The sequence below is a fragment of the Actinoplanes sp. URMC 104 genome (genome assembly GCF_051386375.1).
Taxonomy (GTDB): domain Bacteria; phylum Actinomycetota; class Actinomycetes; order Mycobacteriales; family Micromonosporaceae; genus Actinoplanes.
The window spans coordinates 1,888,153-1,914,642 of record NZ_JBPQTO010000011.1; the positions used below are offsets into that span (position 1 = coordinate 1,888,153).

Genomic DNA, 26,490 nt, shown 5'->3' on the forward strand with positions numbered 1-26,490 from the left:
CGGGCGTCAGCGGCGCTTGACCGCGCCGATCAGCAGCGGCCACATCATGGTGACCTCGGGACGGTCGCGGCCTGCCTGATCGATGTCGGACAAGAACGCGTCCCGCTGGTCGGCGGTGATGAGGCCCTGCTCGATCGCCAGCGGCGCGATGCTGCGGTAGGTGGCGGCGAGCATGCCGGCGGTGTCGGCCATCGTGCCGAGCCGGCCGGCCACGTCGGTGAGGTCGGGCGCGCCCAGCCCGGCCTGCGCGAACAGCGCGGGCAGCCGGGTGCCGAGCCGGTAGTCGCGGCCCGCCGCCGCGTACGCCCCCAGGAAGACCCGCCGCCACTCGGCGGTCACGGGCAGCCGCGGGAAGGCCTCGGTCGACTCCATGTCGTAGTCCTGCACCACGAGCCGGCCGCCGGGCGCCACCCACCGCCACATCCGGCGCAGCGCCGCCACCGGGTCGGGCAGGTGCAGCAGGATCAGCCGCCCGTACACCAGCTCGAAGCCGCCGGCCGGCACCGCGTCGTCGTCGGTCTCCACGTTCGCGGCCACGAACGTGCCGCCGGTGTCGGCCGCGGCCTTCTCCCCCAGCTCGGCGTCGAGATCTATTCCGGTCACCCGGCCGCCGCGCTCGGCCATCAGCTGCATGACCGCCCCGGTGCCGCAGCCCACGTCGAGGCAGCGGTCGCCCGGCGCCAACCCGGCCACGTCGAGCAGCCGCCCGGTGGCCTGCTGCCAGATCGCGGCCTGCCGGCGCAGCCGCTCGTGCTCCTGGGCGGTGCGGCCCATGACGTACCTGGTCATTGCGGTGTCCCCTCGTCTGTCGGGCATGTGCCTCCAGGCTGTTGCCGCACCCCGCGGCGGTTCATCGTGGAGCCGATACCGAGATTTGCCGCCCCCCGAGGTGCCCTGTGTTCCGGACCGAGCCGCGTGGACGCGACGCCGAGGTCGCCGCCCTGGCCGACGGCCTGGACGCGGCCGCCGCCGGCTCGGGGAGGCTGCTGGTCGTCGCGGGCGGGGCGGGAGTCGGCAAGTCGACGCTGGCGGGGGGCGCCCTGGCCGAGGCGCGCCGGCGGGGACTGACCGTGCTGCGCGCCCGCGGCAACCCGCTCGAACAGGACGTCGCCTACGGCGTCGCGCGGCAGGTCTTCGCGCCGTTGCAGGCCGCGCCGGGCTGGGACGAGCTGTGCCGCGGCCCGGCCGCTGCGGCCGCGCGCATGCTGGCCGGCTCCGATCCCGGCGGCACGGCCCACGGCCTGTTCTGTCTGACCGCAGCGGTGGCGGCGCGGCGACCGGCCGTGCTCTTCGTCGGCGACGTGCCGTGGGCCGACGTGCCGTCACAGCGCTGGCTGGCCGCGCTGGCCCGGCGCGTGGACGAGCTCCCCCTGACCCTGCTGTGCACCATCCGCTCGGGCGAGCGCCCGCACGGGCCGGCCCTGGACGAGCTGCTCGCGGGCACCGTGCTGCAGCTCGGGCCGTTCGACGCCGGGACGACCGCCGGCCTGGTGCGGGAGCGGTTCCCGCGGGCCTCGGACTCGTTCGCGGCGGCCTGTCACGAGGCGAGCGCCGGCATCCCGGCCCTCCTGCGGATGCTGCTCGACCACACCGACGGGTGCCCGGTGACCGCCGCGGCCGGCGCGGTCGCGACGGCCGGCGCGGTCTCCACCGCCGGCGCGGCCGGCGCGGTCTGCACGGCCGGCGCGGTCTGCACGGCCGGCGCGGTCTGCACGGCCGGCGCCGGACAGATCGCCGCGGCCGGCGCCGGGGAGATCGCCGCGGCCTGCGCCGAAGAAGCGGCTCGCTGGCTCGGGCCCCGGCTACGGCGGATGCCGCCTGGGTGCGCGCCGCTCGCCACCGCGCTGGCCGTGCTGGGCCCGGCGGCACGGCTGTGCGACGCCGCGGAGCTGGCGGGGCTCCCCGGCGACCGCGCGGCGGCCTGCGCGGACGCGTTGCGCGCCGCCGAGGTGCTCGCCGCCGGCGACTGGTCGCCGTCCGGGCCGCTGATGGCGGCGGCGCTGCTGCGCGGGCTCGGGGCGGCGGAGCGCGGCGGGTGGCACGCGCGGGCGGCGGCGCTGCTCGCGGCCCGCGGCGACGACCCCGAGCGGGCGGCGGCGCACCTGCTGCGGACCGAACCCGCCGGCCGGGCCGACGCGGTGGCCCTGCTGCGCGGCGCGGCCGCCCGGGCCGCCGGGCGGGGCGCGCCCGAGCCAGCGGCCGGCTATCTGCGCCGCGCCCTCGCCGAGCCGCCCCCGGCCGCCGACGATGTCGCGATCCGGCTCGACCTGGCCCTGGCCCTCGCGGCCGTGCGGCAAGAGGGCACGGCCGCGCTGGCCCACGAGGCGGTCGCCCGCATCACCGACCCGGCGGCCCGCGCCGAGGCCGCGCTGCAGTGCGGGCGCGCGCTGGCCATCACGCCGTACCCGCTCGCGGCGATCGCGGTGTGCCGCCTGGCGTGGGACGACCCGGTCCGCAGCGGTCCCCCGCCCGCCGGAATTCCGGCCGCGACGCTCGACCGGCTCGAGGCCGAGATCGCGGGCGTGGCGGGCATCGACAGCCGCACCATCGCGCTCGCCCGCGAACTGGTCGACCGGTGCCGGGCGCACCCGCCGGCGCTGCCGCTGTGGCGGGTGATCGAGGCGATCAACGCCACGTTCGACGCCCGGCCGGCCCCCGGCACGCTGGCCGGTCTGCGACCGCTGCTCGACACCGGGGTGCTCGCGGCCGAGACCGGCTCGGTGCTGCCGACGGTGGCCGGGCTGGCGTTCATCGCCAACGGCGAGCCGGCGACGACCCGGGCGATGTGCGAGGCGCTGATCCGCGACGCCGAGCCGCACGGGTGGCTGAGCGCCGTGGCGCACGGCCGGTTCCTGCGGTCGCTGGCCGTGCTGCCCGCGGGGCTCGTGGACGAGGCCCTGGCCGACGCGCGGGCCGCGCTGGAGTTCAAGCTAGACAGCAACACGCCGCCGGAGGGGTTGCTGTATGCGCTGTGCCCGCTGCTCGACGGGCTGGTCGAGGCCGACCGGGTGGCGGAGGCGGACCAGGTGTTGCGGGCGTCGTTCCCGGGCGAGCCACCGCCGTACGCGTTGAGCAGTCCGCTCTTCCTGCAGAGCCGGGGGCGGCTGCGGTGGGCGCAGGAGCGGCCGGGCGACGCGATCGCCGACCTGCGCGCCGCGGCGGACCGGTTGACCGAGCTGGGCGTACGGCACCCGGCCTTCGCGACGTGGCGGGCCGACCTGGTGGCGCCGCTGCTCGCGACCGGCGGGCCGGGAGCCGCGGACCTCGCCCGCGAGCAGCTCGCGCTCGCGGAGGCGGCCCAGGCGCCGGGCCCGCTCAGCACCGCGCTGCGCGTGATGGCGCTCGTGGCGCCGCGCGCCGAGCGGCTGTCGCTCGTGGAACGGGCGGTGCAGGTGTGCGCCGGCACCGAGGAGCGGCTGGCCGAGGCGTACGCGAAGGTCGCTCTGGGAAGCGCGCTGCGCCGGGCCGGGCTCCGGGAGGCCGCGCGCGAGCCCCTGCGTACGGCATGGGAAGTGGCCGTCGCCGGAGGCGCGCACCGGCTCGCGGGACGGGCCCGGGCCGAGCTGCACGCCGCCGGGGCGCGACCCCGGCGGTCGGCGACGCACGGACCCGCCTCGCTCACCGAGGCCGAGCAGCAGGTGGCGACCATGGCCGCGGGCGGGCTCACGAACCGGCAGATCGCCCAGCGGCTGGTGCTCAGCCGGCGCACGGTCGAGACGCACCTGGCGCACGCCTACTGCAAGCTGGGCATCGCCTCGCGCCGCGAGCTGGCCGCGGCGCTGGAACCCGATCAGCTCAACGGCGTCAGCAACGCCTCGTCGGCCAGGAACAGCGGGATGGCACGGGCGGCCTGGGGCACCGCGTAGTGGAAGCCCATGCCCTGCCGGTAGCCGAGGTCGTGCAGCTTGACCACGTCGACGGGCGCCGCGGGCGGGGGCAGGGCCGTCGCCGAAGTCGTCACCGCGTACGGCCCGGTGGGCTGGTCGATGTCCGAACCGTCACCCGGTTTCCATCGGCATCCGCGGTGCCGGGCTGAGCGCCCCCGGCCGGCTGTCAGCCGCGCAGGTGCTGCTCGAAAACCGCGCGCTGCTCGCGGACGTAGGCCGCGTCGCCGAGGTAGAGGCGGTCGTGCCCCGCGGCGATGTGCCCGGCGAACGCCGCGTTGCCGCCGGCGGCCGCCGCGTGCATGAAGGCGACCAGCGCGTCGAGCCGTTCCGCCACGGTGTCGATCAGCTTCGCGCGGCCCGCGTCGTCGAGGCCGTACCGGTCGCAGAAGACCCGCAGCCGGGCCGCCTGCTTCCCCGGGTCCGCCTCGCCCTCCGTGGTCAGCGGCACCCACCGGTACGCCGCGTACGCCACGTCCCACAGCCGGGGGCCGGGGTGCGCGAAGTCGAAGTCGATCATCCCGGCCGTACGGTTGCCGTCGAGCACGCAGTTGTGGGGCGCGAAGTCGCCGTGACAGACCACCTCGACCGGCTCCCGCGCGGGCACCTGCCACCCGTCGCGCGGCGCGACCGCCGCGTAGTCCACGGTCGCCTCGTGATAGTCGCGCAGCAGCACGGCCGCGCTCTCCAGCGCCTCGGCCGAGGCGGCGGCCGGCGAGGCGGGATAGTTCGACACCTCGCCCGGCAGGAAGTCCAGGATCTCGAAGCCGTCCGGCGTCACCTCGTGCAGCCGCGGCGCGCTGCGGAACCCGACCGCCTCGAGATGCCGGAGCAGATCGTGCACCCGCGGCGACCACGGACCGGTCGGGCGGCGCACCGTGGCGCCGATCCGCACGACCTCGTTGATCCCGCCGCCGGTCAGCGTCTCCCGATCATCCACTCGCGACCCCCGTACCCCTGCGCCCGTCGAGGCGGCGAGTCTAGCGCCGGATCCCGGCCGGCTCGGGCGCGGCCGCGGACCGGCGCGCCAGCAGCGCGTCCACCGACCACGGGCCGGCGCCGAGCACGGCGATCGCGAGGAACGACCAGGCGTACAGCGCCGGGGAGACGCCGCCGTTCTGGATCGGCAGCAGGCCTTGCGGCTGGTGGACGACGAAATAGGCGTACGCCATGGAGCCCGAGGCCAGCACCGCCGCGGGACGGGTGAGGACGCCGGCCAGGACGAGAAGGCCGCACACCAGCTGGATCAGGCCGGCCCACCAGCCCGGCCACTGGCCGGCCGGCAGCGGGTCGCCGGTGCCGTCCGCGCCGCCGAACAGGCCCAGCACCGTGCGCGCGCCGTGCAGCGTGAACAGGAAGCCGACCACGAAGCGGAACAGCGACCAGAACGGGCCGGAAAACCGGTACGTGTCCATGCGTTCTCCCTTGGCGTGGGAATGGTTGAAGCTTGGTCTTTTCGGAGGGTACGCGCGGGCCGTCCGGTTGGAGCGGATTCTGAGGGATGTTGCTGTTATGTCGGAGAGAAGACAGCCGTTGGAGGCGGCGTGTCGGGGTTGCCGGCCCGAGGTGTCTCGTTCGCCGCGTCCGGGCGTCGGCGGAGGACTCGCCGGTCGGCGTCGGGGAGCCCGGCATCGGGCGGGGCTGCGTTGAGCGGAGCGGCGTCGGGCGGGACCGGCGTCAGGCTGGACCGGCTCGGGCGCGACCGGCGTCAGGCGGGACCGGCGTCGGACGATTGCCCGAAGGGTGCCAGGTGGGACTGCCGTGTCGTGCACGGCGAGGCGACGCGGGGGGCATGGACTGCCGGGCGTGTCCGGGTCCTCCACTCAGCCCACCCCGCCCTGCCAGGGGGCGGGCCCGAAGCCTACGCCGTCCGCGGAGCTGTCGAGCGTTATCCACAGGCAGCAGCGGCGGTCCGCGTTGTGGACAGCCGAGTCGGCTTGTGGACGGGCGTAGGGATCAAGACGCGACGAATTGCCAGGGCGGGGCGGCGCCCGGCGGCGGCAGGTGGGCGGCAGGCACCCGGACGGGCGGTGACGGGCGCGCAGGCGACTGACGGCGGCTGCGCGAGCGGGCCGAAGCGGCGGACGCGCAGATGGGCCGAGGCGGCGGGCCGGCAGAGGCGGCACGCGGGCCGCGGGCCGCGGGCAGGCGACGCGGCAGGCAGGAGGGACGGCAGGCGAGGGACGGGCGAGCGGCCCCAGGCCGAAGGAACCGTCGCGCGTGGCTATCGGCCGGGCGGCGGCGGGATCGAGGGGAATTGAGGGTCGGGCCGGTAGGCTGCGGCGGCCTTTCGCTCACATCGGCGGCGCTTCTGCCGATAGGCGGAACCATGGACGGCCGCGGAACGGAGCCTGCATGAGCGACCCATCCCGCAGGATCGATCCCGCCCTGGCCGGGTTCGCCGCGTTCAGCGTGGCGATCCTCGGGTGGTTCCTGGCCGGCCCCGGCGGCGCGACGACCTCGTGGGCCGTGCAGACGTGCCTGGACGTGACGATCGTGGTGTCGGCGTGGCGGCTGGCCCGGGCGACCGCCGGTAACAGGCACGCCCGGCGGTTCTGGCGTGCGGTCGCGTACGGGACCCTGCTGTGTGCGGCCGGGGACGCGTACCAGACGTCTCTGGCGGTGCTGCACCTCTCGGGGCACCAGCCCAGCCCGGTGCAGACCGGCTTCGTCGTGCTCGGCATGCTCGCCGTGGTGGTGACGATGCTGTTCCACCCGCTCGGCGGCACGGGACGGCAGCGCCTGCGGTTGTGGCTGGATGCGGCCACGGTGCTGACGGCCGTCATCGTCTTCCTCTGGTACTTCGTGATCGCCGGCGTGGTGACCGACGCCGACCACACCGAGCTGGCCGGCGCGGTGATGACGTCGGCGGTCATGTTGCTGATCACCGTGGGGCTGCTCAAGCTGATGCTCAGCGGCACCGCGCCGTTCGCCCGCGGCCCGGGCCTGCTGGCCAGCGCGGGAGTCGCGGGCACGGCGATCGCGGCGTCCACGGTGACGCTGCTGACCGGCAGCGACGACCCGGGCGTCATCTACGTGTCCCAGCTGGTGCCGTGCCTGCTGATGCCGGTGGGCATGCGCTGGCAGGAGCTGCGGATGCGCCGCGCCGGCACCGGCGCGGGCGCGACCCGGCGGCGCCGGTCCAGCCGGCTGCCGTACCTGGGCGTGGGAGCGGTGCAGCTGCTGCTGGTGGCGGCGCTGCTGGCCCACGGCGGCGACCTGCAGGTGTGGGGTGTCGCGATCGGCGCGGTGGCGATCACCGCGCTGGTGCTGAGCCGGCAGGTCGCCGCGTTCACCGACAACGAGCGGCTGCTGGCCGAACTCGACCGCGCCCACGACCAGCTGCGTCACCAGGCCACCCACGACGCGCTCACCGGGCTGGCCAACCGCAGCCTGCTCGAGCAGCGCCTCGACGAGGGCGCGCCGGACGAGCAGGTGAGCATTCTGATCATCGACCTGGACGGGTTCAAGCCGGTCAACGACGAGCACGGTCACCACGCGGGCGACCGGGTGCTGGTCGCCGTGGCCGAGCGCCTCACCGCCGCCAGCTCGCCGGCCGGGCTGGCGGTGCGGCTGGGCGGCGACGAGTTCGCCGTGCTGCTGCCCGGCACGGGCGCCGCCGAGGCGCAGGACCGCGCGGAGCACATCATGCGGGCGGTGGCCGAGCCGATCCGTCTGCCGGACGCGCGGGAGGTCTCCGTGGGCGCCAGCGTCGGCGTGGCCACCGGCTCGCCCCGCCAGGCCGCCCAGCTGCTGCGCGACGCGGACGCCGCGATGTACCGCACCAAGGCCGCCCGCCGATCGGAGCCGGCCCCCGCACGGTGACGCGGTGGCGCAAACCAGCCGTTCGGGTGGCCGACGGGGCGACGCGGTCCCGGTACGTTCCGCATGGCATCCGCGTCACCTGCAGAAAGAGCACCGTGTTCCTCTCCGTTCTCGGCCCGCTGCGGGCCACCGTCGGTGGCGCCGTGGCCGACCTGGGCGGGCCCCGGCAGCGCGCCGTCCTTGCCCGCCTCGCCGTCGCCGGCGGTGACGTCGTCTCGGCCGACCGGCTCGTCGACGACCTGTGGGGCGACGCGGACGTGCCCGCCAAGGCGCTCGCCACGCTCCAGGTGCACGTCTCCCACCTGCGCCGCGCGCTCGAGCCCGGCCGCGCGCCGCGCACCCCGGCCACGGTGCTGGTCAGCGCCCCGCCCGGATACGCGCTGCGGCTCCCCGCCGAGGCGGTCGACGCCTGGCTGTTCGACGACCTGATGCGGCGGGCGGCCGGCGCCGCGCCCGCCGAGCAGCTGCGGCTGCTGACCGAGGCGCTGGACTGCTGGCAGGGCGACGCGTACGCCGAGGTGGCCGACGAGCCGTGGGCCGTGCCCGAGGTGGCCCGGCTGACCGAGCTGCGCCTGCTGGCGGTGGAGTCACGCGCCGAGGCGCAGCTCGCGCTGGGCCGGGCCGCCGTCGTGGTGGCCGAGCTGGAACGCCACCTGCACGACAACCCGGGCCGGGAGGCGGCCGTACGCCTGCTGGCCCTGGCCCTCTACCGCTGCGGGCGTCAGGGCGACGCGCTGGCCGTGCTGCGCCGCACCCGCGACCACCTGGCCGACGAGCTCGGGGTGGACCCCGGCCCGGTGCTGCGGGCGCTGGAGAGCGACATCCTCGCGCAGGCGCCCGCGCTCGACCAGCCGGCCCTGGTGGCGCAGCCGCAGCCGCCCGCCCCGGCGCGCAAGGCGGCCCGGGGCCGCGACGCGGAGATCGCGACGATCCTGGCCGGCGCCGCCGAGGCCGAGCGCGAGGGCGCCCGCGTCGTGCTGATCGGCGGCGAGGCGGGGGCCGGCAAGACCACGCTCGCGGAGGCCGCGCTGGCCGCCCTGGTCGAGGCGGGCTGGCAGGGCCGGCGCGGGCGCTGCCCGGAGGTGGACGGCGCCCCGCCCGGCTGGGCGTGGTCGGAGGCGCTGGGCGCGGGGGCGCTGCCCGGCGAGGCGCCCAACCCGTTCGAGCTGGGCCGCACCATCGCCGCGGCGCTCGACACCGGCCGTACGGTGGTGCTCCTCGACGACGTGCACCGCGCCGACGACCTGACCCTGCAGCTGCTGCGCCAGGTGGTGGCGCAGCAGAGCGGGCGCCCGCTGCTGGTGCTGGTCACCTATCGCAGCACCGACCGCGGCGACGAGCTGGAGGCGACGGTCGGCGCGCTGCTCGGCTCGACCGCGGCGCACCTGACGCTGCGCGGCCTGGACGCGGCCGCGGCGGCCGAGCTGGCCCGCGAGCACGGGCTGGCCGAGGCCGGCCCCGGGCTGCTCGCGATGGTCGCCGAGCGCACCGGCGGCAACCCGCTGTTCGTCCGCGAGCTGGCCCGCCTGATCGCCGCGGAGGGCCCGCGCGCCGCGGGCTCGGCCGTGCCCGCGGGCGTCCGCGAGGTGCTGCGCCGCCGCGTCGCCCGGCTGCCCGACACGGTGGCGACCACGCTGCGGCAGGTGGCCGTGCTGGGCCGCGAGGCCGACCTCGACGTGCTCGCCGACGTGGCCGGGCGCGACCCCGACGACCTGCTCGACACGCTGGAGGCGGCGGTGCTGGCCGGGCTGCTCGACGAGCCGGCGCCGGGGCGGGTGCGGTTCACCCACGCGCTGGTGCGCGACACGCTGTACGAGGACACCCCGCTGCTGCGCCGGGCGCGCCTGCACACCCGCGCGCTGCACGTGCTCGACGGGCACGCGGACGCGGCGACGCTGGCGCGGCACGCGGCCGCCGCGGCGGGACCGGCGACGGCGCAGCAGGCGATCCCGTACACGGTGGCGGCGGCCCGCGCGGCGGAGCGGGCCGGCTCGTGGCGGGAGGCGGCCGCCGAGTGGCGGGAGGCGTTGCGGCTGCGGCAGCTCGCCGGGACCCGGGCGACCGGCTCCGCTGTGGACCTGCTGGCGCCGGCCGTCACCGCGCACGCCCGGGCCGGCGACATCGTGCGGGCGCGGGAGATCTATCTGGGCGCGCTCGCCGGGCACGACGACACCGCGCTGCTCGTCGCGTGGGACGCGCCGCTGATCTGGACGACCCGCGACGGGCGGCAGCCGTCCGAGCGGGCGCTGGCCGCGCTGCGCGGCCGGCTCGCGGGCGAGCTTCCCGGCGATGTCCGCGTGCGGCTGCTGCTCGCGCTGTTCCGCGAGCTGGAGGGCTACGACGAGGCCGCCGCGCAGCAGGTCAGCGCCGAGGCGCTCGCGCTGGCCCGCGGCTGCGGCGACGCGCGCCTGCGCTGCGCGGCGCTCAACGTGCGGGCGTACGCGGCCCTGGGCCCCGACCTGCGCGCGGAACGCCGGGCCGTCGCCGAGGAGTACCTGGCCGTGGCCGCCGCGGCCGGGGAGATCGACCACGAGGCCGTCGCGCACTGGCTGCTGTTCCTCGACTCGGCCGCGCACACCGACCTGGCCGGGGCGCGCGCCGAGATGGAGCTGGCCGTGGCCCGCTCGACCACCGGGCAGCTCAGCGGGCTGCTCGCCGTCGTCGGCATCTTCACGGCGCTGCTCGAGCTGCTGGCCGGCCGCGTCGACGAGGCGCTGAGCCGCTACGAGGAGGTGAGCCGCCGGCTGGCCGAGCACGGCGCGCTCAACGGCGCCGCCATGGCCACCGTCGGCCGGGTCGGCGCGGCGATGGCGCGGGGCGGCTGGGCGCCGCTGCTCGAGGAGCTGCGGGCGGTCGAGGCCGCGTACCCCGGCCGGGTCACCGACCCGCTCGTGCTGGCGCTGCTGGAGGCGGGCGAGACCGGCGAGGCGCGCCGGGTGTGGGCGAACCGGCTGCCGATCGACCGCAACTACTACTGGCTGGGCTTCACCGCGCTGCGGGCGCACGCGGCCGCCCGGCTCGGCGACCGGCAGGCCTGTGCGCAGCTGTACGACGAGCTGCTGCCGTACGCCGGCCGGGTCGCCGGGCTCGACTCGGGCACCCTCTACGCCGGCCCGGTCGACGCGGCGCTGCACGCGTTGTCGGGCGATCCCGCGTACGCCGATTCGGCCGCGGCGCTCATCGCCCGGCTCCGAACACCAGCGCCTCCCGCCGCTTGAACGGCAGCGGCATCAGCTTGATCATCAGCGCGACCGGGATCCCGCCCTCCCGGCGCGCCTCGGCCAGCTCGCCGGGCGTGCTCACCGCGAGGATCCGCGGCACCTCGAAGCTCATCTTCGCGCCCCGCCTGCGGATTGCCGCCTCGACGCGGTTCCACTCGTCGTCGGAGACGTAGCGCTTGATCAGCGGCACGATCGTGCGCTCCTCGTCGGCGATGTGCTCGTGCAACGTGTCGCGCAGGTCGGCCAGGTCGGCGGCAAGCTCGGCCGGCACGGTGCGGTTCGTCGCGACGGCCGCCGCGCCGGAGCGGATCCGCGCCAGCTTCGGGTCGAGCACGGCGTGGTCGTCGGTGAGCTCGGTGAGGTCGACGTGCGCGCCGGCCGACCGCTCGAGCACCGGCCACAGCACGTCGTCCTCGGCGCTGTGGTGGTGGTGGATGCTGTCGCAGAAGTCGGTGAGGTAGCCGGCGATCGCGGTGGCCCGCTTGCGGTCCAGCCGCTCGCCGCTGCGGGCGAGCCCCGCGGCGAGGCCGGCACAGCGGTCGAGGTCGCGCAGCATGGCGCGGTGGGCGAGGAGAAGGCCGTTCGGCTCGTTGTTCATGGCACCACCGTGCCGGGGGCCGCCTGTGGCTGACCTAAGACCGGCTTAACGCGGGTCCGCGTACAGGGCGGCGAGCTCGGCGCCGATGCGGGCGAGCTCCGCGCGTACGGCCGGGGGCTCCTCCACCTCCACCGTCGCGCCCCAGCCGGAGAGCGTGCGGGCGAGGTCGCGGGGTTCCGGCGCGCCCACCCGGACCCGGACGCGGCCGTCGGCCAGCGTCTCGCCGGGGTGGCAGTGCCGTCCGAAGTGGTCGCGCAGCACCCACACGAACCGCTCGGGGATCAGCACGGTGGCCCAGGTGCGCGACCGCCGCTCCTCCATCGCCGCGACCACCTCGTCCCACGCGGTGTCCAGGTCGAAGTCGCCGGGCCGCGCGAACGTCTCGGCCGTCACCTCGAGCTCGCCCAGGCGGTCGAGCCGGAACGTGCGCCGGCCGCGGTCCGTGCCGGCCACGAGGTACCAGACGCCGTCCTTGCCGACCACGCCCCACGGGTCGGCCTGCCGCCGCTCGCCCTTGTAGGCGAACCGGATCCGCTGCTGCCGGACCACCGCCTCCTGCAGCAGGCGCACCTCGGCGGGCCGGTCGCGGCCGTGCCCGCCCCACCGGGCCGGGTCGATGAGCGTGGCGCCCGCGGCGGCCTGCGCCTCGGTGCGGTACGGCGCGGGCAGCGCCCGCAACAGCTTGCGCAGCGCCGCCTTCACCTCGCCGGAGGACTCCGCGGCCGGCCCGGCGAGCAGGAACAGCGCCCGCGCCTCGGCCGCGGACAGCCCGCTCAGGTCGGTGCGGGCGCCGCCGACGAGCTGCCAGCCGCCGTGCCGGCCGGGCTGCGGATAGACCGGGATCCCGGCGGCGGACAGCGCCTCCAGGTCGCGCCGGGCCGTGGCCACCGAGACCTCGAGCTCGGTCGCCAGCTCGGCGGCGGTGACGCGGCCCCGGGCCTGCATCAGCAGGAGCGTGGCGACAAGACGGTCGGCTCGCATGGACCCGAGTCTGCCCGGAAAAGTGCGCAGGAGGTGAGCACTTTTGCTCGCAGGATGGGGGCATGACTGCTTCCACCGCCCTGCGCGGCCTCACGAACGTCACGTTCTTCGCCGACGACCTCGACCGGGCGCGCGCCTGGTACACCGAGGTGTTCGGGCTCGAGCCGTACTTCGTGCGCGACGGCGCGTACCTGGAATGGCGCGTCGGCGACTACCAGCACGAGTTCGGCGTGCTCAACTCCGCGTACGCGCCGCACCCCGCCACCGGCGGGCCGTCGGGCGCGATCGTCTACTGGGCCGTCGACGACCTCGAGGGGGCGTACGCCCGCCTGCTCTCGCTCGGCGCGACGCCGCACGACAAGCCCACCGAGCGCGGCCCCGGCTATGTGACCGCGTCGGTGCTCGACCCGTTCGGCAACGTCCTCGGCGTCATGCTCAACCAGCACTACCGCGACGTGCTCGCCGCCGTGTAGCGGACCGGTCGATCGGGTAGGTGCCCCGCCGTGCTGAGTCTGCTGCTCACGGTCGCCGTCGGGGTCGCCGTCCTGGTCTGCACGAGCCTCGCCCGCCAGTTCCGGGTCGCGCCGCCGGCCCTGCTGCTGCTGTCGGGCGTGCTGCTCGGCTTCGTGCCCGCGCTCCGGTCGGCGCACCTGCCGCCGGAGGCGGTGCTGCTGCTGTTCCTGCCCGTGCTGCTGTACTGGGAGAGCCTCACCTCGTCGCTGCGCGAGATCCGCACGAACCTGCGGGCGATCGTGCTGCTGAGCACCGTGCTGGTCGCCGCGACCGCGGCCGCCGCGGCGGCGACGGCGCACCTGCTCGGCATGCAGTGGGGACCGGCGTGGGTGCTCGGCGCGGCGGTCGCGCCGACCGACGCCACCGCCGTCGGCGTGCTGGGGCGGGCGCTGCCCCGCCGGATCGCCACGACGCTGCGGGCCGAGAGCCTGGTCAACGACGGCACCGCGCTGGTCATCTACGCGCTGGCGGTCGGGGTCACGCTCGGCGAGGAGCACGTGGGGCTCGCCACCGTGTCCGGCAGGTTCGCGCTCGCCTACCTGGGCGGCATCGCCGTCGGGCTGGCCGCGACGTGGCTCAGCGTCCAGGTGCGCCGGCGGCTGCGGGATCCGTTCCAGCACAACGTCATCGCGCTCGCCACGCCGCTGGCCGCCTACCTGGTGGCCGAGGAGCTGGAGGCCTCGGGCGTGCTGGCCGTGGTGGTGTGCGGGCTGTGGGTCGGCCGCACGGCGCCGCGGCTGTTCCCGGCCGAGGCGCGTCAGTACGTGCAGACCGTCATGGGGTTCCTGACCACGCTCGCCAACGCCGCGCTGTTCGTGCTGGTGGGCCTCGAGGTGCAGTCGGCGGTGCGCGGGCTGAGCACGGTGGGCCTCGCGCAGGCGCTGGTCGCCGTCGTCGCGGTCTCCGCGGCCGTGATCGGGGTGCGGTTCGCGTGGCTGTTCACCAGCCCGTACGTGATCCGGCTGATCGACCGGCGGCCCCGGCAGCGCGAGCTGCGGCTGGGGGCGAGACCGCGGACGGTCATGGCCGCCGCCGGGTTCCGCGGCGCCGTCTCGCTGGCCGCCGCCCTCGCCGTGCCGGAGTCGTTGGCCGGCCGCGACGTCATCGTCTTCGTGACCGCCGGGGTCATCGCCGTGACGCTGCTGGTGCAGGCGCCGCTGCTGCCGCGGATCGTGCGCTGGGCGCGGCTCACCGGCGACGGCGCCGCCGAGCGCGAGCGGCACCTCGCCGAGGTCACCGCGCTCGAGGAGGCCCGCGACGCGCTGCCCGGGCTGGCCGGCACGGTCGGGGCGGGCGGCGCGGTGGCCGGCCGGCTGCGCGAGGAGTTCGACCGGCGCCTCGAGATGCTGCGCGCCGACGGGCCCGACGGGGGCGACGGCGCCCGCCGGCAGCAGGAACAGGACCGCGAGCTGCGGCTGGCCACGCTTGCGCACAAACGCGACACCCTGGTGCGCCTGCGCGACGAGGGCACGATCGACGACGAGGTGCTGCGCGGCATCCAGACCACGCTGGACTTCGAGGAGGTCCAGCTGCGTCACCACACCTACGGCGACGACTGAGACACGGGGCACGGCGCCGCCCGGCGCCGCACCCCGTGGGCCTCACCAGATGCGGGTGCGGGACTCGCCCGAGGCGAGCGTGGCGACCGGGCCGGCGGGGAAGGCGCCCCCGGCGGTCTTGACCTCGCCGACCAGGTCGGTGTCGAGCACGGCGGGGGTGCCGTCGCGCTCCTCGAACTCGGCGTCGGCGAACCGGACGCGTTCCAGGTCGCGACCCGAGACGGGGGCCAGCCGGGCGCCGTCGAACTCCGCGGGCAGGTCGGTCACCAGGTAGACGGCGTCGCCCTCCTCGGTCACCGTGGCGCTGCCGCCGTCGACGACCACGGGGCTCGCCTCGCCGTCGAAGGCGCGCGCGCCGGCGGCGTAGACGTTGCCGCGGGCGTACACGGCCTGCTGCACGGTGAGGTACCGCTGGTGGTCGCCGGGCGGCTGGGCGTCGATGCGCGCGAGGTAGTCGTCGAACGAGGACGGGAAGCCGTCGTACGCGCCCAGGCCCGCGAAGGCTCCCGCCTCGCCCTCGGCCTCGGAGCCGTACGCCACCGCGGGGTCGCCGCCGACGAACAGGTTGCCGACCCAGCGGTCGTCGCCGCCGCGGATGTAGGCGTAGCCGGCGACCTGGGTGCTGTGCGGGCGGTGGTACGGGGTGGCCCGGTCCATGACGGCCTCGGCGCGCACGGTGCCGAGGATGAGGTTGCTGACGTACGCCCCGCCCTGGCTCCAGATCTCCAGCGAAGCCGGCGACGCGAGCACGTTGTGCTCCACCAGGTACGGCCCGTGGCTGACCTCGATGAACAGGTCGCGGCTGTTGTTGTAGAACACGTTGCGGCTCAGCCGGGTGCCCTGCGTCTCCCAGTCCAGCCAGGTGCCCAGCGAGCAGTCGTGGATGCGGTTGTGCCGGATCTCCACGTCGATCGCGGCGTGCAGCTTGATGCCGCCGATCTCGTAGCCGTAGAACTCGCGCTTGAGCGCGATGTTGTAGATGTGGTTGTCCTCGATCGTCGAGAACACGCAGCCCAGGTGGCCGACGATGCCGTTCTGCCCGCAGTCGAAGATCGTGTTGCGGCGGATCACGTGCGAGCCGATGTGCTCCTTGTCCCACCCGATCTGCCGGGCCGAGAAGACGGACTCGAGCTGGTACTGGTAGCCGGGCTTGTCGCCGCGCTCGGTGGCGTAGTTGTGGCCGGTCGACGCCTCCTTGCCGATGGAGATCGCCGAGGTCTTCGCGTCGTGGATGACGTTGTCCTCGATGATCCAGCCCTTGGCCCAGTTCGGCCCGATCAGGCCCGGCTGGTCGGCGGTCGGCGGCGTCCACGGGGTGGCCGCCTGAGCGAGCTCGAAGCCGCGCACGGTGATGTAGTCGAGGTGCGGCACCTCGGGGTAGAACACCGACCGGCGTACGTTGATCTCGACCAGCTCGGCGTTGGGGTCGGCGCCCTGGAAGTTGGCCCAGATCGTCGTGGTGTCCTCGCCGACCTCGGCGTGCCAGACCAGCCGCGTCTGCTCGGGGTTGCGGACGCGGTCGGTGGTCCTCGTCCAGTTGTCGAGGACCTCGGTGCGCAGCGGCGGGTCGTCCAGCTCGGCGCGCGAGCCGGCCTCGTAGAAGCTCAGCCCGTTGAGGTAGACGTCGCCCAGGTGCTTGTGCGGCGCGTCCTTGGCATACACGATCCAGTCGCCGGAGACCTCTTGCGCGTACGGGTTGAAGTCGCCGAACAACGTGTTGGGCACCGACACCCGCCACACCGTGCCGCCGTCGTTCTCCCAGCCGGTGACCCGCTCGGAGCCCTTGATCACGACGTGCTCACCCTCGGCGGCCCGGTACGTGATGCGGCGCGCGTCGCTGAGCCCGCCGCGGCGGGGCTTGACCCACTCGCGGTACTCCCCCGCGTGCACGACCACGGTGTCGCCGGCCTGCGCCAGGGCGGCCGCCCGGTTGATCGTCCGGAAGGGGTCGTCCGCCGAGCCGGAGGCGGCATCCGAGCCGCTGGTGGCGACGTGGAACACGGATGTCATACGAGTGGAGCCCTTTCCCGCGCGCGGCCACCGTCCCGGCCGCGATGGCTCCACGATAGTTTCCGAAACTCCCCTGTCAATGGGTCGAAAACTTTCCGAAACTTCCGAGATCGACGACGGGGCCCCTCGGTATGCTCCGCGCCTCGATGTTAGGTTAGGCACCCCTTACTTGAGGTTTTGAGAAACAGGAGTTCGCGCATGCGCGCCAACCGTTTGCTCGCGGCGGCAGTCGCCGCGGCCACCGCACTGGCGCTCGCCGCCTGCGGGGGCGGGTCCGACGAGTCCGACGAGCCGGCGGCCGGGGACAGTTCCGCCCCCACCGCCTCGTTCCCGATCACGATCAAGCACAAGCTCGGCACCACGGTCATCGAGAAGAAGCCCGAGCGCGTCGCGACCGTGCAGTGGGAGAACCACGAGGTGCCGCTCGCGCTGGGCGTCGTGCCGGTCGGCATGGCCAAGGCGAACTTCGGCGACGACGACGGCGACGGCATGCTGCCGTGGGTCGGCGAGAAGATCAAGCAGCTCGGCGGGCAGACGCCGGTCATGTTCGACGAGACCGACGGCATCGCGTTCGAGGCGGTCGCGAACACCAGGCCCGACGTCATCCTCGCCACCTACTCGGGCCTGACCCAGCAGGACTACGACACGCTCAGCAAGATCGCGCCGGTCGTCGCGTACCCGGACGCGCCCTGGGCCACGCCGTGGCGCGACATCGTGAAGCTCTCCAGCCAGGCGTTGGGCCTCGAGACGCAGGGCAACGAGCTGATCGCGAACACCGAGAAGGCGATGAAGGAAGCGGCCGCCAAAAAGCCGCAGCTCACCGGCAAGCAGACGATGTTCATGACGCACATCGACCCGACCGACCTGAGCAAGGTCGGCTACTACACCTCGCACGACACCCGCACCGACTTCTTCAACGACCTGGGTCTCAAGGTCGCCGACGTCGTGGAGAAGGCGTCGCAGGGCACCGAGGCGTTCACGCTCAACCAGAGCGCCGAGCAGATCCAGGCCTTCGACGACGTCGACATCATCGTGCTGTACGCCGACGACGACAAGATGCTCGGCAAGCTGCAGAAGGACCCGCTGCTGTCGAAGATCCCCGCGATCAAGCGCGGCTCGGTGGTCAGCCTGGTCGGCAGCACCCCGCTCGCGACGGCCGCGAACCCGACCGTCCTGGCGATCCCGTACGTGCTCGACGACTACGTCGACCTGCTCGCCGCCGCCGCCGACAAGGTGTCATGACGCAGCTCGCCTCCCGTCCCGTGCCGGGCCCCGCCGTCGTCCGGCGGCGCCCGGCACGGGCGCGCACGCTCTGGGTCCTCGCCGGCCTGGTCGTGCTGGCGCTGCTCGCGGTGGCGTCGGTCGCGTTCGGCTCGCGGGTCGTGGGCTGGCACGACATCGTCGCGGGCGTGCAGGGCCACGACGACACCCTCGGCCAGGCGGCCGTGGTCAAACGCGTTCCCCGTACGGTCCTCGCGGTCGTCGTCGGCGCGGCGCTCGGCCTGGCGGGCGCGGTCATGCAGGGCGTCACCCGCAACCCGCTCGCCGACCCGGGCATCCTGGGCGTCAACATGGGCGCCTCGCTCGCCGTGGTCACCGGGATCGTCTCGTTCGGACTGTCGTCGGCCGCGAGCTTCGTGTGGGTGGCCATCGCGGGCGCGGCAGTCGCGGCGGTCTTCGTGTACGCCGTGGGCTCGCTCGGCCGCGGCGGCGCCACCCCGCTCAAGCTGGCCCTCGCCGGCGCCGCGATCTCGGCCGCGCTGGCGTCGCTGATCAGCGCGTTCGTGCTGCCGCGCGCGGACATCGCGACCGGCTTCCAGTCGTGGCAGATCGGCGGCGTGGGCGGCGCCTCGTGGCCGGGCGTCCGCATGGTCCTGCCGTTCCTGGCCGTGGGCTTCGCGATCTCGCTGCTGTCCGCCAAGGCGCTCAACTCGCTGGCGCTCGGCGACGACCTCGCGGCGGGCCTGGGCGAACGGGTGGCGCTGGCCCGCGGCGCCGCGGCCCTGGGCGCCGTGCTGCTGTGCGGCGCGTCCACCGCGGTCGCCGGGCCGATCGGCTTCGTCGGCCTGGTCGTCCCGCACGTGTGCCGGCTACTGCTCGGCCTCGACCACCGGTGGCTGCTGCCCAGCTCCGCCCTGTTCGGCGCGGCGCTGCTGACCGCGGCGGACGTGGCGGGCCGGATGGTGGCGCGGCCGCAGGAGATCGACGTCGGCATCATCACGGCGCTGATCGGCGCGCCGTTCTTCATCTCCATCGTCCGGCGGCAGAAGGTGCGCGAGCTGTGAGCACTGCGACTCTCGAGGCGGTCGCAGGCAGCCGGATCCGCCGTACCCGCCGCCGCTTCCTGGTGATCGGCGTGCTCGCCGCGCTCGTCGCCGCGGCGTACGCCGTCTCCCTGATGGTCGGCGAGACCTTCTATCCGCCGCGCGACGTCCTCGACGTGATCCTCGGCGAGACCGTGCCGGGCGCGTCGTTCACCGTGGGCGAGCTGCGGCTGCCGCGCGCGTCGCTGGCCGCGCTGGCCGGGTTCTGCTTCGGGCTGGGCGGCGTCACGTTCCAGACCATGCTGCGCAACCCGCTCGCGAGCCCCGACGTCATCGGCATCACCTCGGGCGCGAGCGCCGCCGCCGCGTTCGCCATCGTCGTGCTCGGGCTCGGCGAGGCCGGGGTGTCCGCGTTCGCCATCGCCGCCGGGCTGGGCGTCGCGGTCATCGTCTACCTGCTGTCGTTCCGCGACGGGGTGGCGGGCACCCGGCTGATCCTCATCGGCATCGGCATCGCCGCGATGCTCGATAGCGCCACCGCGTACGTGCTCAGCCAGGCCGCCCAGTGGGACCTGCAGCAGGCGCAGCGCTGGCTGACCGGCAGCCTCAACGGCGCCACCTGGGGCGAGGTGGTGCCGGTGCTGCTGGCCCTGGCGCTGCTCGGCCCGTTGCTGCTCGCCCAGGCGCGCGACCTGTTCATGCTGCAGCTCGGCGACGACACCGCCGCGGCCCTCGGCGTACGGCTGGAACGCACCCGGATCGTGGTGATCGTCGCCGCCGTGGGGCTGCTCGCGTTCGCCACCGCCGCCACCGGCCCGATCGCCTTCGTGGCGTTCCTGTCCGGCCCGATCGCCGCGCGCATCCTCGGCGGGGCGGGCTCGCTGCTCGTCCCGGCCGGGCTCGTCGGCGCGCTGCTGGTGCTCGCCGCCGACCTGATCGGCCAGTACGCGTTCGACACCCGCTACCCGGTCGGCGTCATCACCGGCGTGCTCGGCGCGCCGTACCTCGTCTACCTGCTCATCCGCACCAACCGCGCGGGAGGCTCGCTGTGACCGCTGCCCATTCCCTGACCGTGCAGGAGCTGTCGCTGGGCTACGGCGACCGTACGGTCATCGAGTCGCTCGACCTGCTGGTGCCGCCCGGCCGCATCACCGCGATCGTCGGCGCCAACGCGTGCGGCAAGTCGACGCTGCTGCGCTCGATGTCGCGGCTGCTCGCGCCCCGGGCCGGGCACGTGCTGCTCGACGGCCGCGAGGTGCACCGCATGCCGGCCAAGGAGCTCGCCCGTACGCTCGGCCTGCTCCCCCAGTCGCCGATCGCGCCCGAGGGCATCACCGTGTCCGACCTGGTCGGTCGCGGCCGCAACCCGCACCAGCGGCTGCTGTCGCGCTGGAGCCGCGAGGACGACGCCGCCGTGGCCGCCGCCCTCGACGCCACGCACACCGCCGACCTGGCCGACCGCTCGGTCGACGAGCTCTCCGGCGGGCAGCGGCAGCGGGTGTGGATCGCGATGGCGCTGGCGCAGCAGACCGACCTGCTGCTGCTCGACGAGCCCACCACGTTCCTCGACGTGAGCCACCAGGTCGAGGTGCTCGACCTGCTCACCGACCTCAACCACGGCCGGGGCACGACGATCGTCATGGTGCTGCACGACCTCAACATGGCCGCGCGCTACGCCGACCACCTGATCGCGCTGGCCGACGGCAGGCTGCACGCCGCCGGCGAGCCCGCGGCGGTGCTGACCGAGGACTGCGTGCGGGCGGTGTTCGGCCTGGACAGCCAGGTGATCACCGACCCGACCTCGGGCAAGCCGCTGATGCTGCCGCTGGGCCGCCACCACGTGCACGCGGAAGCTCACCCGTAGAACGGCTGAACGGCGCCCGGGTCGGCCGGGACGACGTCGACCCGCGGGTCGGCGAGCAGCTCGCCGACGGCCTCGCGGGTCGCGCCGATCCCGGCCCAGTGCGGGTCGACGTCGCGGGCGACGCACCAGGCCCGATCGGCCGGCCAGACGAACGCGGGTTCGTGCCAGATCCCGGTGGCGTCCCAGTCCGCCAGGCTTCCGCGGAACAGGAAGTACTCCCGGTACGGCACCACGACCAGCGGCCCGCGCGGCTCAGGCGGATCGCTCCACCCGTCCCAGAGGCAGAAGAACCAGTCCTCCGGCGTACGGGTGTGCCGGGCCAGCGTCCGCAGCACCAGGCGCAGCCGCTCGCCGTCCGACGGCAGGCCCTCGTTGTCGACGTCGGCCTCCTCCTGACCGGCGAAGGTGGGATCGGGCAGGAAGCGCAGCCGGCAGTACGCCGCGAAGCCCTCCGGGCCGAACCCGACCAGCTGGTGCCACGGCAGCTCGCTGTCCACCAGCCAGTCCGCCGCCGACAGATCGGTGCAGGGAACCAGAGCCATGCGACTGTCCTCCTCAGGCCCGCAACGGGCCGGCGACCTCGAGCCGGTCGTGCTCGACGAGCCAGCGCACCGACTCGAGCACCGCCTCCTCCGGCTCGTAGCGCGGCGCGTAGCCGAGCAGCGTCCGTGCCTTGTCGATGCTGAAGTAGTGGCTGCGGACCAGGTGCTCCCAGCTCGCCTGCGCCGCCTCCTCGCCGGCGCCGCGGCGGAACTCGTCCCACGTCACCGGCCGCAGCACCGCCTGCTGCCCGAACCACGACGCGGCGATCGCGGCGTACCCGCGCACGTTGAGCGCCGACGGCGCCACCACGCTGAAGTCCTCGCCGCCGACCGCGTCGCGGCGCGCGATCGCGGCCTCGAACGCCTGCGCCACGTCGTCGGCGTGCACGTGGTGCAGGAACTCCGCGCCCAGCCCCGGGACGTCCACCGGCTCGCCCGCCGACAGCTTGCGCCACACCGCCGGGTCGAGGTTGCCCAGCGGCCCGATCGGATGCCAGCCCGGCCCCACGATGTGCCCCGGGTGCAGCGACGTGGTGACCAGCCCGCCGTTGCGGGTCTCCGCCTTGAGCAGCCGGGCGATCGCGTCCTTGCCGATCCCGTACTCCCCCAGCGGCGGCGGCCCGTTCTCCTCGGTCATCGGCAGCCTGCGGCTCGGCCCCGCCCGCCAGATCGACCCGCAGTGCAGCAGGTGCCCCGTCCGCCCGCGCAGCGCCTCCACCAGCGCGGCCGCCGACTCCGGGGTGAAGCAGATGAGGTCCACCACCACGTCCGCGCCCAGCTCCGCCACCCGCCGCGCAAAGGTGCCCGCCGCGTCCTCGGCGGCCCGGTCCGCGGTCACCTGCCGCACCTGCTCCCACGCCGGGTCGGCGCCGTAGCCGGGGTGCTGCCCCCGGCTGATGCTGACCACCTCGTGCCCGGCCCGCACCAGCCGCGGAACCAGGAACGTGCCGATGTGCCCACTGCCACCGATGACGACGACTCTCATGCCGTCAGGCTAGGCGCTCTCGAGGACCCGCTTCATCTCGGCAACCCCGCGCTCGGTGCGGGCCCGCACCGCGTCCGCCATGGCGTGCGGAAGAACGTCGGTCCACCAGACCAGGCGACTGCGCTCCCCCTCGCCGAACACCTGGAACGTCGCCTGATGGTGGGTGAGCGGCAGCTTCTGCCCTTCGACCACCCCGTACACCAGCCGCCGGTCGACGTGGTCGACCGAGACGATCAGCTCCCGGATCTCCGACCCGTCCGGCATGGTCAGCACCCGCACGTCGCCCTCGAGGCGCGCGTCCGCCACCCGCCCCGGCAGCAGCCGCCGGTGCACCGCCCCGACATCGGCGACGGCCTCCCACACCTGCTGCGCCGGAACTTCGATGACCGCTTCAACCCGCACCGTCGCCATCGCCGCCGACCTCCCCTGTGGACCCGTCACCCGCGGCCGCGCGGCGATCTCCGCCGGTGGGCCCGCCCATACCCCCACCCACCCGGGGCAGGAGCCCGACCCTACGCCTCGCAAGCCATCGGCGGGCCGGCTGTCCACAGCCAGCCGCGCCCGGCGCCGCCCTGTGGACAACCTCATCGCACCGCTGACGGCTCCCGTATGGTCGTCCGGGCCATCGTGAACCCGAGCACGTCGAGGCCATCCGGGTCGCGGCCCGCGGGGACGCGCTGCTCGAGGTGGAGGTGCTGCAGCTGCTGGCGCGCGGCCTGTCCGACGCCGAGCCGTCCGCCGAGCTCGTCGTCAGCGACGGCACCACGAAGACCCGGCCGCCTCCCTGCGGTCACGCCCGGTGGCGCAGCTCGTAGCGGATCTCGGCCTCCGCCGCAGGGGTCCACGACAGGATCACCTCGTCGACGTCGTCGGTGGGGCCCTGGCCGGTGCCCAGCACGATGTCGGGCTCGCGCACCGGGTCGCCGGACCCGCTGATGCCCATGATGCACACCGGCGACCGCGGGTCCTGGTGGGACAGCCACTCCAGCAGCTCGGCGACCAGCACGCCTCACGCCTCCCCGGTGTCGTAGGTCTCGCGGTGGGCGAGCACGTCGTCCATGTGGGTCTCGGCCCAGCCCTTGAGGGCGCGCACCGTGCCGTGCAGGGAGACGCCGAGGGCGGTGAGCTCGTACGAGACGGTGACCGGCACGGTCGGCGTCACGGTGCGGGTGACGAGGCCGTCGCGTTCCAGCGAGCGCAGCGTCTGGGTCAGCATCTTCTGGCTGACGCCGGCCAGCAGCCGGGACAGCTCCGAGTACCGCATCGGGCGGGGCTCGCCCGCGCCGCCGGGGCCGCTGCCGAGCGCGCACAGGATCAGCGTGACCCACTTGTCCGAGAGGCGGTCGAGCAGCTTGCGGCTGGGGCACACCGCCAGGAAAGCGTCGTACTCGGCCTTGGCCCGGGCCTTGCGCTGAGCCGCCGTCGTGGTCGCCATGAGCCGCTCCTCCTACCGCCGGGTGGGTTACGCACTTCCAGGTGCCTACTTCCCGATGGAAAGTTACCCGCCCATAGTCAACCACCATGAACACGACTTCACTACCCGGCGGCACCTGGACGCTCGGAGACCTGACCGTCACCCGGTTCGGATACGGCGCCATGCAGCTCGCCGGCCCCTTCGTCCTGGGACCGCCCGCCGACCCCGACGGCGCTCTGGCGGTGCTGCGCGAGGCCGTCGCGCTCGGCATCACCCACATCGACACCGCCGACGCGTACGGGCCGCATGTCACGAACCAGCTGATCCGGCAGGCACTGCACCCGTACGCGGACTCGCTGCACATCGTCACCAAGGTCGGCGCCGACCGCGACGCCCAGGGCGGCTGGCCCCCGGCGCGGGACCCGGACAGCCTGCGCCGGGCCGTGCACGACAACCTCGAGCGGCTGGGCCTCGACGTGCTCGACGTGGTGAACCTGCGGCTCGGCAACGCCCAGGGCCCGCAGCCGGGCCCGGTCGCCGAGGCGTTCGAGACGCTCGCCGGGCTGCAGCGGCAGGGCCTGATCCGGCACCTCGGCGTGAGCAACGCGACGCCGGAGCAGGTCGCCGAGGCCCGCGGCATCGCGCCGATCGTGTGCGTGCAGAACATGTACAACCTCGCCCACCGCCACGACGACGAGCTGATCGACGCGCTCGCCGCGGACGGCATCGCGTACGTGCCGTTCTTCCCGCTCGGCGGCTTCACCCCGCTGCAGTCCTCGGCGCTGTCGAGCGTGGCCGCCCGGCTGGGCGCGACGCCCATGTCCGTGGCGCTGGCGTGGCTGCTGCAGCGCTCGCCGAACATCCTGCTGATCCCGGGGACCTCCTCGGTGGCGCACCTGCGCGAGAACGTCGCCGGCGCGGGACTGGCCCTCTCCGCGGACGACCTCACCGAGCTCGACAAGATCGGCCGCTGAGGACCGCACGCCGCGGCGGGCTCACCGCACGACGATGCCGAGGGTCTGCGCCAGCGCGGGCGCGACCTCGGCGAGCTGGCCGGCGTCGAGCACGGCGCCGGCCAGCGAGTCCCAGCCCTGCGCGACGTCGAGCTCGCGGGCGCCGCGGAAGTCGAGCTTCTTGGCGGTCACCTTGGGGAAGCGGACCCGGCGCAGCGCGGAGCCGGGGAACGTGACGCCGGCGAGCGTGGCCTCGCCGAAGTCCACCTCGGACAGCTCGCAGTCGCGGAACTCCACGTCGCGCAGGTCGGCGCCGCGCAGGTTGAGGCTGTCCAGCTTGCAGTCCTGCACCACCACGCGGCGCCAGTGGGAGCTGTAGGCCTGCACCCCGGCCAGCACGCTGTCGAGGATCGTCACGCCGAGCAGCTGGACGTCGGCCCACGTGCCGCCGATCCAGCGGCTGCGCGACACCCACACGTCGTCGAGCCGGGCCCGCTCGAACGTGCTGCCGGTGAACGTCACCGAGGTGATCGCGCTCTCCGAGAACCGCGCGCCCGCGGCCGCCGCGCCGTCGAACTCGGCCCGGTCGAGGTGCGCCTCGGTGTAGTCGCCGTCGTAGGTGAGCTCGCCGTCGAACGGTTGCAGATATTGCGCGTACGGCAGGTCGGCGAGCGCGCGTGCGACGGGCATGGTGTTCCTCCGTGTTCCACAGACAGGCGGCCGGCGCCGTGGCCATCTTGACACCATGCCTACCGCGCTGCGCGTCGACCGGCCGGCGAGCTGATCCCTGCGTCGACTCCTACGTCGTGCCGCTGTCCTGAGGGCTGTCCCAGGCGGTCAGGGCCGCCTCGGGTGAGACGGCGGCGGCGCAGGCGGCGACGCGGCGGGCCCAGGCGTGCACGACCTCGCGCAGCTCGGCGGGCTCCCGGATGACGAAGGGCAGGCCCACGCCGGCCAGGACGCCGGGGAGCCAGTCGAGCCGCTCGGCCCGCAGCCGTACGAGAACCCAGCCGGGGTCGCCGGGCTCGACGGTGGCCAGCCCGCGGGGCAGCCGCGCCGCGACCTCGCCCGCCGGGCCGTGCACCTCGATCACCACCTCGTGGCGCCACGGCGTACCGGCCAGGCTCGTCAGCACGGCGTCGGCCGGTCGGAAGCCGCCGGGCACCGTGAACACGCCCTCCTGCGGGCGCGCCTGCCGGATCCGGTCGAGACGGAACGTCCGCGGCTCGCCCGACGCGGGGTCGGCGGCGGTCAGATACCAGCGGCCGGAGTGCACGACGATCCCGTACGGGTGGACGGTCCGCTCGCTGCGCCGACCGGCCCGGTCGGTGTAGTCGATCGCGGTGGGCCGGCCGCGGCGCGCGGCCTCCGCCAGCTGCAGCAGCACCGCGGCCTCGGCCGTGGGCGCCGGGCGCTCCGGCGAGGTGAACTCGGTGGCGCCGAACAGGTCCTCGAGCCGGCCGGCGAGCGCCTTCGGCAGCACCCGGCGCACCTTGGCGGCGGCGCTCTCGGCGGCCCGGCGCGTCGTCGCGGCCGCGCCGGACCGGTGGCCCGCCACGAGCCCGGCCAGGACGGCGAGCGCCTCCTCGTCGGTCAGCATGAGCGGCGGCATGCGGAACCCGGGCGCCAGCCGGTAGCCGCCGTAGCGTCCTCGCACCGACTCCACCGGCACGTCGAGGTCGACGAGGTGGGCGGCGTAGCGGCGTACGGTCCGCTCGTCGACGTCCAGCCGCGCGGCGAGCTGCGCGACGGTGTGGGTGCCGCCGCTCTGCAGGATCTCGAGCAACGCGAGCACGCGGGCGGTGGGCCGGGTCACCCGATCATTCTCGCGCGGATACCGGGCGGGTCCTGTCCGGTATCCGTTCTAGCGTTCGCTC

General features: G+C 75.0%; 25 protein-coding genes. 11 read left to right on the forward strand and 14 right to left on the reverse strand.

What is annotated here, in order from left to right:
- Nucleotides 1-6 precede the first annotated feature (6 nt).
- The gene (locus ACSNN8_RS34480) at nt 7-789 is read right to left on the reverse strand and encodes a class I SAM-dependent methyltransferase (RefSeq protein ID WP_436654356.1); all 783 of its coding nucleotides are present in this window, start codon (nt 787-789) and stop codon (nt 7-9) included.
- 107 nt (nt 790-896) lie between these two features.
- On the opposite strand from ACSNN8_RS34480, the gene ACSNN8_RS34485 reads away from it, so the two are divergent.
- Nucleotides 897-3,866, forward strand: a complete 2,970-nt coding sequence (locus ACSNN8_RS34485; protein WP_436654357.1) for an AAA family ATPase — start codon at nt 897-899, stop codon at nt 3,864-3,866.
- Here ACSNN8_RS34485 and ACSNN8_RS34490 read toward each other — a convergent pair.
- From ACSNN8_RS34490 to ACSNN8_RS34500, 3 genes are all read right to left on the reverse strand, one after another.
- On the reverse strand, nt 3,791-3,961 hold the full coding sequence (locus ACSNN8_RS34490; RefSeq protein ID WP_436654358.1) for a hypothetical protein: 171 nt from the start codon (nt 3,959-3,961) through the stop codon (nt 3,791-3,793). The two genes, ACSNN8_RS34485 and ACSNN8_RS34490, sit on opposite strands and share 76 nt — an antisense overlap.
- A gap of 92 nt (nt 3,962-4,053) precedes the next feature.
- A complete protein-coding gene (locus tag ACSNN8_RS34495) occupies nt 4,054-4,824 on the reverse strand; it encodes a phosphotransferase (RefSeq protein WP_436654359.1) in 771 nt (256 codons plus the stop codon).
- Nucleotides 4,825-4,864: 40 nt separating this feature from the next.
- Nucleotides 4,865-5,299 (reverse strand): DoxX family protein, encoded by a 435-nt coding sequence (locus ACSNN8_RS34500; protein ID WP_436654360.1) that lies wholly within the window; start codon nt 5,297-5,299, stop codon nt 4,865-4,867.
- Nucleotides 5,300-6,239: 940 nt separating this feature from the next.
- Between ACSNN8_RS34500 and ACSNN8_RS34505 the strand changes: the two genes are divergently transcribed.
- Together ACSNN8_RS34505 and ACSNN8_RS34510 are read left to right on the forward strand one after the other, a co-directional pair.
- The gene (locus ACSNN8_RS34505; RefSeq protein WP_436654361.1) at nt 6,240-7,709 is read left to right on the forward strand and encodes a diguanylate cyclase domain-containing protein; all 1,470 of its coding nucleotides are present in this window, start codon (nt 6,240-6,242) and stop codon (nt 7,707-7,709) included.
- A gap of 95 nt (nt 7,710-7,804) precedes the next feature.
- On the forward strand, nt 7,805-10,927 hold the full coding sequence (locus ACSNN8_RS34510) for a BTAD domain-containing putative transcriptional regulator (RefSeq protein ID WP_436654362.1): 3,123 nt from the start codon (nt 7,805-7,807) through the stop codon (nt 10,925-10,927).
- Here ACSNN8_RS34510 and ACSNN8_RS34515 read toward each other — a convergent pair.
- The gene (locus ACSNN8_RS34515) at nt 10,887-11,528 is read right to left on the reverse strand and encodes a hemerythrin domain-containing protein (protein ID WP_436654363.1); all 642 of its coding nucleotides are present in this window, start codon (nt 11,526-11,528) and stop codon (nt 10,887-10,889) included. The two genes, ACSNN8_RS34510 and ACSNN8_RS34515, sit on opposite strands and share 41 nt — an antisense overlap.
- Nucleotides 11,529-11,573: 45 nt before the next feature.
- Nucleotides 11,574-12,509 (reverse strand): helix-turn-helix transcriptional regulator, encoded by a 936-nt coding sequence (locus ACSNN8_RS34520; protein ID WP_436654364.1) that lies wholly within the window; start codon nt 12,507-12,509, stop codon nt 11,574-11,576.
- A 62-nt stretch (nt 12,510-12,571) separates the two neighbouring features.
- Here ACSNN8_RS34520 and ACSNN8_RS34525 point away from each other — a divergent pair, with 62 nt between their 5' ends.
- Together ACSNN8_RS34525 and ACSNN8_RS34530 are read left to right on the forward strand one after the other, a co-directional pair.
- On the forward strand, nt 12,572-12,982 hold the full coding sequence (locus tag ACSNN8_RS34525; RefSeq protein ID WP_436654365.1) for a VOC family protein: 411 nt from the start codon (nt 12,572-12,574) through the stop codon (nt 12,980-12,982).
- Nucleotides 12,983-13,012: 30 nt separating this feature from the next.
- Nucleotides 13,013-14,581, forward strand: a complete 1,569-nt coding sequence (locus ACSNN8_RS34530) for a Na+/H+ antiporter (RefSeq protein WP_436654366.1) — start codon at nt 13,013-13,015, stop codon at nt 14,579-14,581.
- A 42-nt stretch (nt 14,582-14,623) separates the two neighbouring features.
- Here ACSNN8_RS34530 and ACSNN8_RS34535 read toward each other — a convergent pair whose 3' ends face one another.
- Complete coding sequence (locus tag ACSNN8_RS34535) at nt 14,624-16,591, reverse strand: right-handed parallel beta-helix repeat-containing protein (RefSeq protein ID WP_436654367.1); 1,968 nt, start codon at nt 16,589-16,591, stop codon at nt 14,624-14,626.
- Nucleotides 16,592-16,789: 198 nt separating this feature from the next.
- On the opposite strand from ACSNN8_RS34535, the gene ACSNN8_RS34540 reads away from it, so the two are divergent.
- From ACSNN8_RS34540 to ACSNN8_RS34555, 4 genes are read left to right on the forward strand one after another with little or no spacing between them, the layout of a single operon-like run.
- Entirely contained in the window at nt 16,790-17,833 is a 1,044-nt protein-coding gene (locus tag ACSNN8_RS34540; protein ID WP_436654368.1) for an iron-siderophore ABC transporter substrate-binding protein, read from the forward strand.
- On the forward strand, nt 17,830-18,876 hold the full coding sequence (locus ACSNN8_RS34545; RefSeq protein ID WP_436654369.1) for a FecCD family ABC transporter permease: 1,047 nt from the start codon (nt 17,830-17,832) through the stop codon (nt 18,874-18,876). The genes ACSNN8_RS34540 and ACSNN8_RS34545 overlap by 4 nt, the downstream gene beginning before the upstream one ends.
- On the forward strand, nt 18,873-19,907 hold the full coding sequence (locus ACSNN8_RS34550; RefSeq protein WP_436654370.1) for a FecCD family ABC transporter permease: 1,035 nt from the start codon (nt 18,873-18,875) through the stop codon (nt 19,905-19,907). Before ACSNN8_RS34545 ends, ACSNN8_RS34550 begins: the two co-directional genes overlap by 4 nt.
- A complete protein-coding gene (locus tag ACSNN8_RS34555; RefSeq protein WP_436654371.1) occupies nt 19,904-20,719 on the forward strand; it encodes an ABC transporter ATP-binding protein in 816 nt (271 codons plus the stop codon). The genes ACSNN8_RS34550 and ACSNN8_RS34555 overlap by 4 nt, the downstream gene beginning before the upstream one ends.
- On the opposite strand, the gene ACSNN8_RS34560 is transcribed toward ACSNN8_RS34555, so the two are convergent.
- Genes ACSNN8_RS34560 through ACSNN8_RS34570 form a run of 3 tightly spaced genes read right to left on the reverse strand, consistent with a single transcriptional unit; the run spans nt 20,710 to nt 22,657 of the window.
- Nucleotides 20,710-21,261: a hypothetical protein gene (locus ACSNN8_RS34560; RefSeq protein ID WP_436654372.1), complete on the reverse strand. Its 552-nt coding sequence runs from the start codon at nt 21,259-21,261 to the stop codon at nt 20,710-20,712. The genes ACSNN8_RS34555 and ACSNN8_RS34560 overlap by 10 nt on opposite strands.
- Nucleotides 21,262-21,274: 13 nt before the next feature.
- On the reverse strand, nt 21,275-22,246 hold the full coding sequence (locus tag ACSNN8_RS34565; RefSeq protein WP_436654373.1) for an NAD-dependent epimerase/dehydratase family protein: 972 nt from the start codon (nt 22,244-22,246) through the stop codon (nt 21,275-21,277).
- A 9-nt stretch (nt 22,247-22,255) separates the two neighbouring features.
- Complete coding sequence (locus tag ACSNN8_RS34570; RefSeq protein ID WP_436654374.1) at nt 22,256-22,657, reverse strand: SRPBCC family protein; 402 nt, start codon at nt 22,655-22,657, stop codon at nt 22,256-22,258.
- Nucleotides 22,658-22,932: 275 nt separating this feature from the next.
- Between ACSNN8_RS34570 and ACSNN8_RS34575 the strand changes: the two genes are divergently transcribed.
- The gene (locus ACSNN8_RS34575) at nt 22,933-23,061 is read left to right on the forward strand and encodes a hypothetical protein (RefSeq protein WP_436654375.1); all 129 of its coding nucleotides are present in this window, start codon (nt 22,933-22,935) and stop codon (nt 23,059-23,061) included.
- On the opposite strand, the gene ACSNN8_RS34580 is transcribed toward ACSNN8_RS34575, so the two are convergent.
- Both ACSNN8_RS34580 and ACSNN8_RS34585 read right to left on the reverse strand, forming a co-directional pair.
- Nucleotides 23,037-23,252: a hypothetical protein gene (locus ACSNN8_RS34580; RefSeq protein ID WP_436654376.1), complete on the reverse strand. Its 216-nt coding sequence runs from the start codon at nt 23,250-23,252 to the stop codon at nt 23,037-23,039. The genes ACSNN8_RS34575 and ACSNN8_RS34580 overlap by 25 nt on opposite strands.
- Nucleotides 23,253-23,255: 3 nt before the next feature.
- Nucleotides 23,256-23,681, reverse strand: coding sequence for a winged helix-turn-helix transcriptional regulator (locus tag ACSNN8_RS34585; protein ID WP_436654377.1), 426 nt, complete (start codon nt 23,679-23,681; stop codon nt 23,256-23,258).
- An 86-nt stretch (nt 23,682-23,767) separates the two neighbouring features.
- Between ACSNN8_RS34585 and ACSNN8_RS34590 the strand changes: the two genes are divergently transcribed.
- On the forward strand, nt 23,768-24,634 hold the full coding sequence (locus ACSNN8_RS34590; RefSeq protein ID WP_436654378.1) for an aldo/keto reductase family oxidoreductase: 867 nt from the start codon (nt 23,768-23,770) through the stop codon (nt 24,632-24,634).
- A gap of 21 nt (nt 24,635-24,655) precedes the next feature.
- Here the strand turns inward: ACSNN8_RS34590 and ACSNN8_RS34595 are convergent, their stop codons facing one another.
- Together ACSNN8_RS34595 and ACSNN8_RS34600 are read right to left on the reverse strand one after the other, a co-directional pair.
- Entirely contained in the window at nt 24,656-25,303 is a 648-nt protein-coding gene (locus tag ACSNN8_RS34595) for a pentapeptide repeat-containing protein (RefSeq protein WP_436654379.1), read from the reverse strand.
- A 109-nt stretch (nt 25,304-25,412) separates the two neighbouring features.
- Nucleotides 25,413-26,429, reverse strand: a complete 1,017-nt coding sequence (locus ACSNN8_RS34600) for a helix-turn-helix transcriptional regulator (protein WP_436654380.1) — start codon at nt 26,427-26,429, stop codon at nt 25,413-25,415.
- Nucleotides 26,430-26,490 lie beyond the last annotated feature (61 nt).

Coding starts and splice junctions, on each gene's coding strand:
- ACSNN8_RS34480 (WP_436654356.1), bottom strand. CDS start 789: ATGACCAGGTACGTCATGGGCCGCACCGCCCAGGAGCACGAGCGGCTG.
- ACSNN8_RS34500 (WP_436654360.1), bottom strand. CDS start 5,299: ATGGACACGTACCGGTTTTCCGGCCCGTTCTGGTCGCTGTTCCGCTTC.
- ACSNN8_RS34505 (WP_436654361.1), top strand. CDS start 6,240: ATGAGCGACCCATCCCGCAGGATCGATCCCGCCCTGGCCGGGTTCGCC.
- ACSNN8_RS34515 (WP_436654363.1), bottom strand. CDS start 11,528: ATGAACAACGAGCCGAACGGCCTTCTCCTCGCCCACCGCGCCATGCTG.
- ACSNN8_RS34520 (WP_436654364.1), bottom strand. CDS start 12,509: ATGCGAGCCGACCGTCTTGTCGCCACGCTCCTGCTGATGCAGGCCCGG.
- ACSNN8_RS34525 (WP_436654365.1), top strand. CDS start 12,572: ATGACTGCTTCCACCGCCCTGCGCGGCCTCACGAACGTCACGTTCTTC.
- ACSNN8_RS34535 (WP_436654367.1), bottom strand. CDS start 16,591: ATGACATCCGTGTTCCACGTCGCCACCAGCGGCTCGGATGCCGCCTCC.
- ACSNN8_RS34540 (WP_436654368.1), top strand. CDS start 16,790: ATGCGCGCCAACCGTTTGCTCGCGGCGGCAGTCGCCGCGGCCACCGCA.
- ACSNN8_RS34545 (WP_436654369.1), top strand. CDS start 17,830: ATGACGCAGCTCGCCTCCCGTCCCGTGCCGGGCCCCGCCGTCGTCCGG.
- ACSNN8_RS34560 (WP_436654372.1), bottom strand. CDS start 21,261: ATGGCTCTGGTTCCCTGCACCGATCTGTCGGCGGCGGACTGGCTGGTG.
- ACSNN8_RS34565 (WP_436654373.1), bottom strand. CDS start 22,246: ATGAGAGTCGTCGTCATCGGTGGCAGTGGGCACATCGGCACGTTCCTG.
- ACSNN8_RS34570 (WP_436654374.1), bottom strand. CDS start 22,657: ATGGCGACGGTGCGGGTTGAAGCGGTCATCGAAGTTCCGGCGCAGCAG.
- ACSNN8_RS34585 (WP_436654377.1), bottom strand. CDS start 23,681: ATGGCGACCACGACGGCGGCTCAGCGCAAGGCCCGGGCCAAGGCCGAG.
- ACSNN8_RS34590 (WP_436654378.1), top strand. CDS start 23,768: ATGAACACGACTTCACTACCCGGCGGCACCTGGACGCTCGGAGACCTG.
- ACSNN8_RS34595 (WP_436654379.1), bottom strand. CDS start 25,303: ATGCCCGTCGCACGCGCGCTCGCCGACCTGCCGTACGCGCAATATCTG.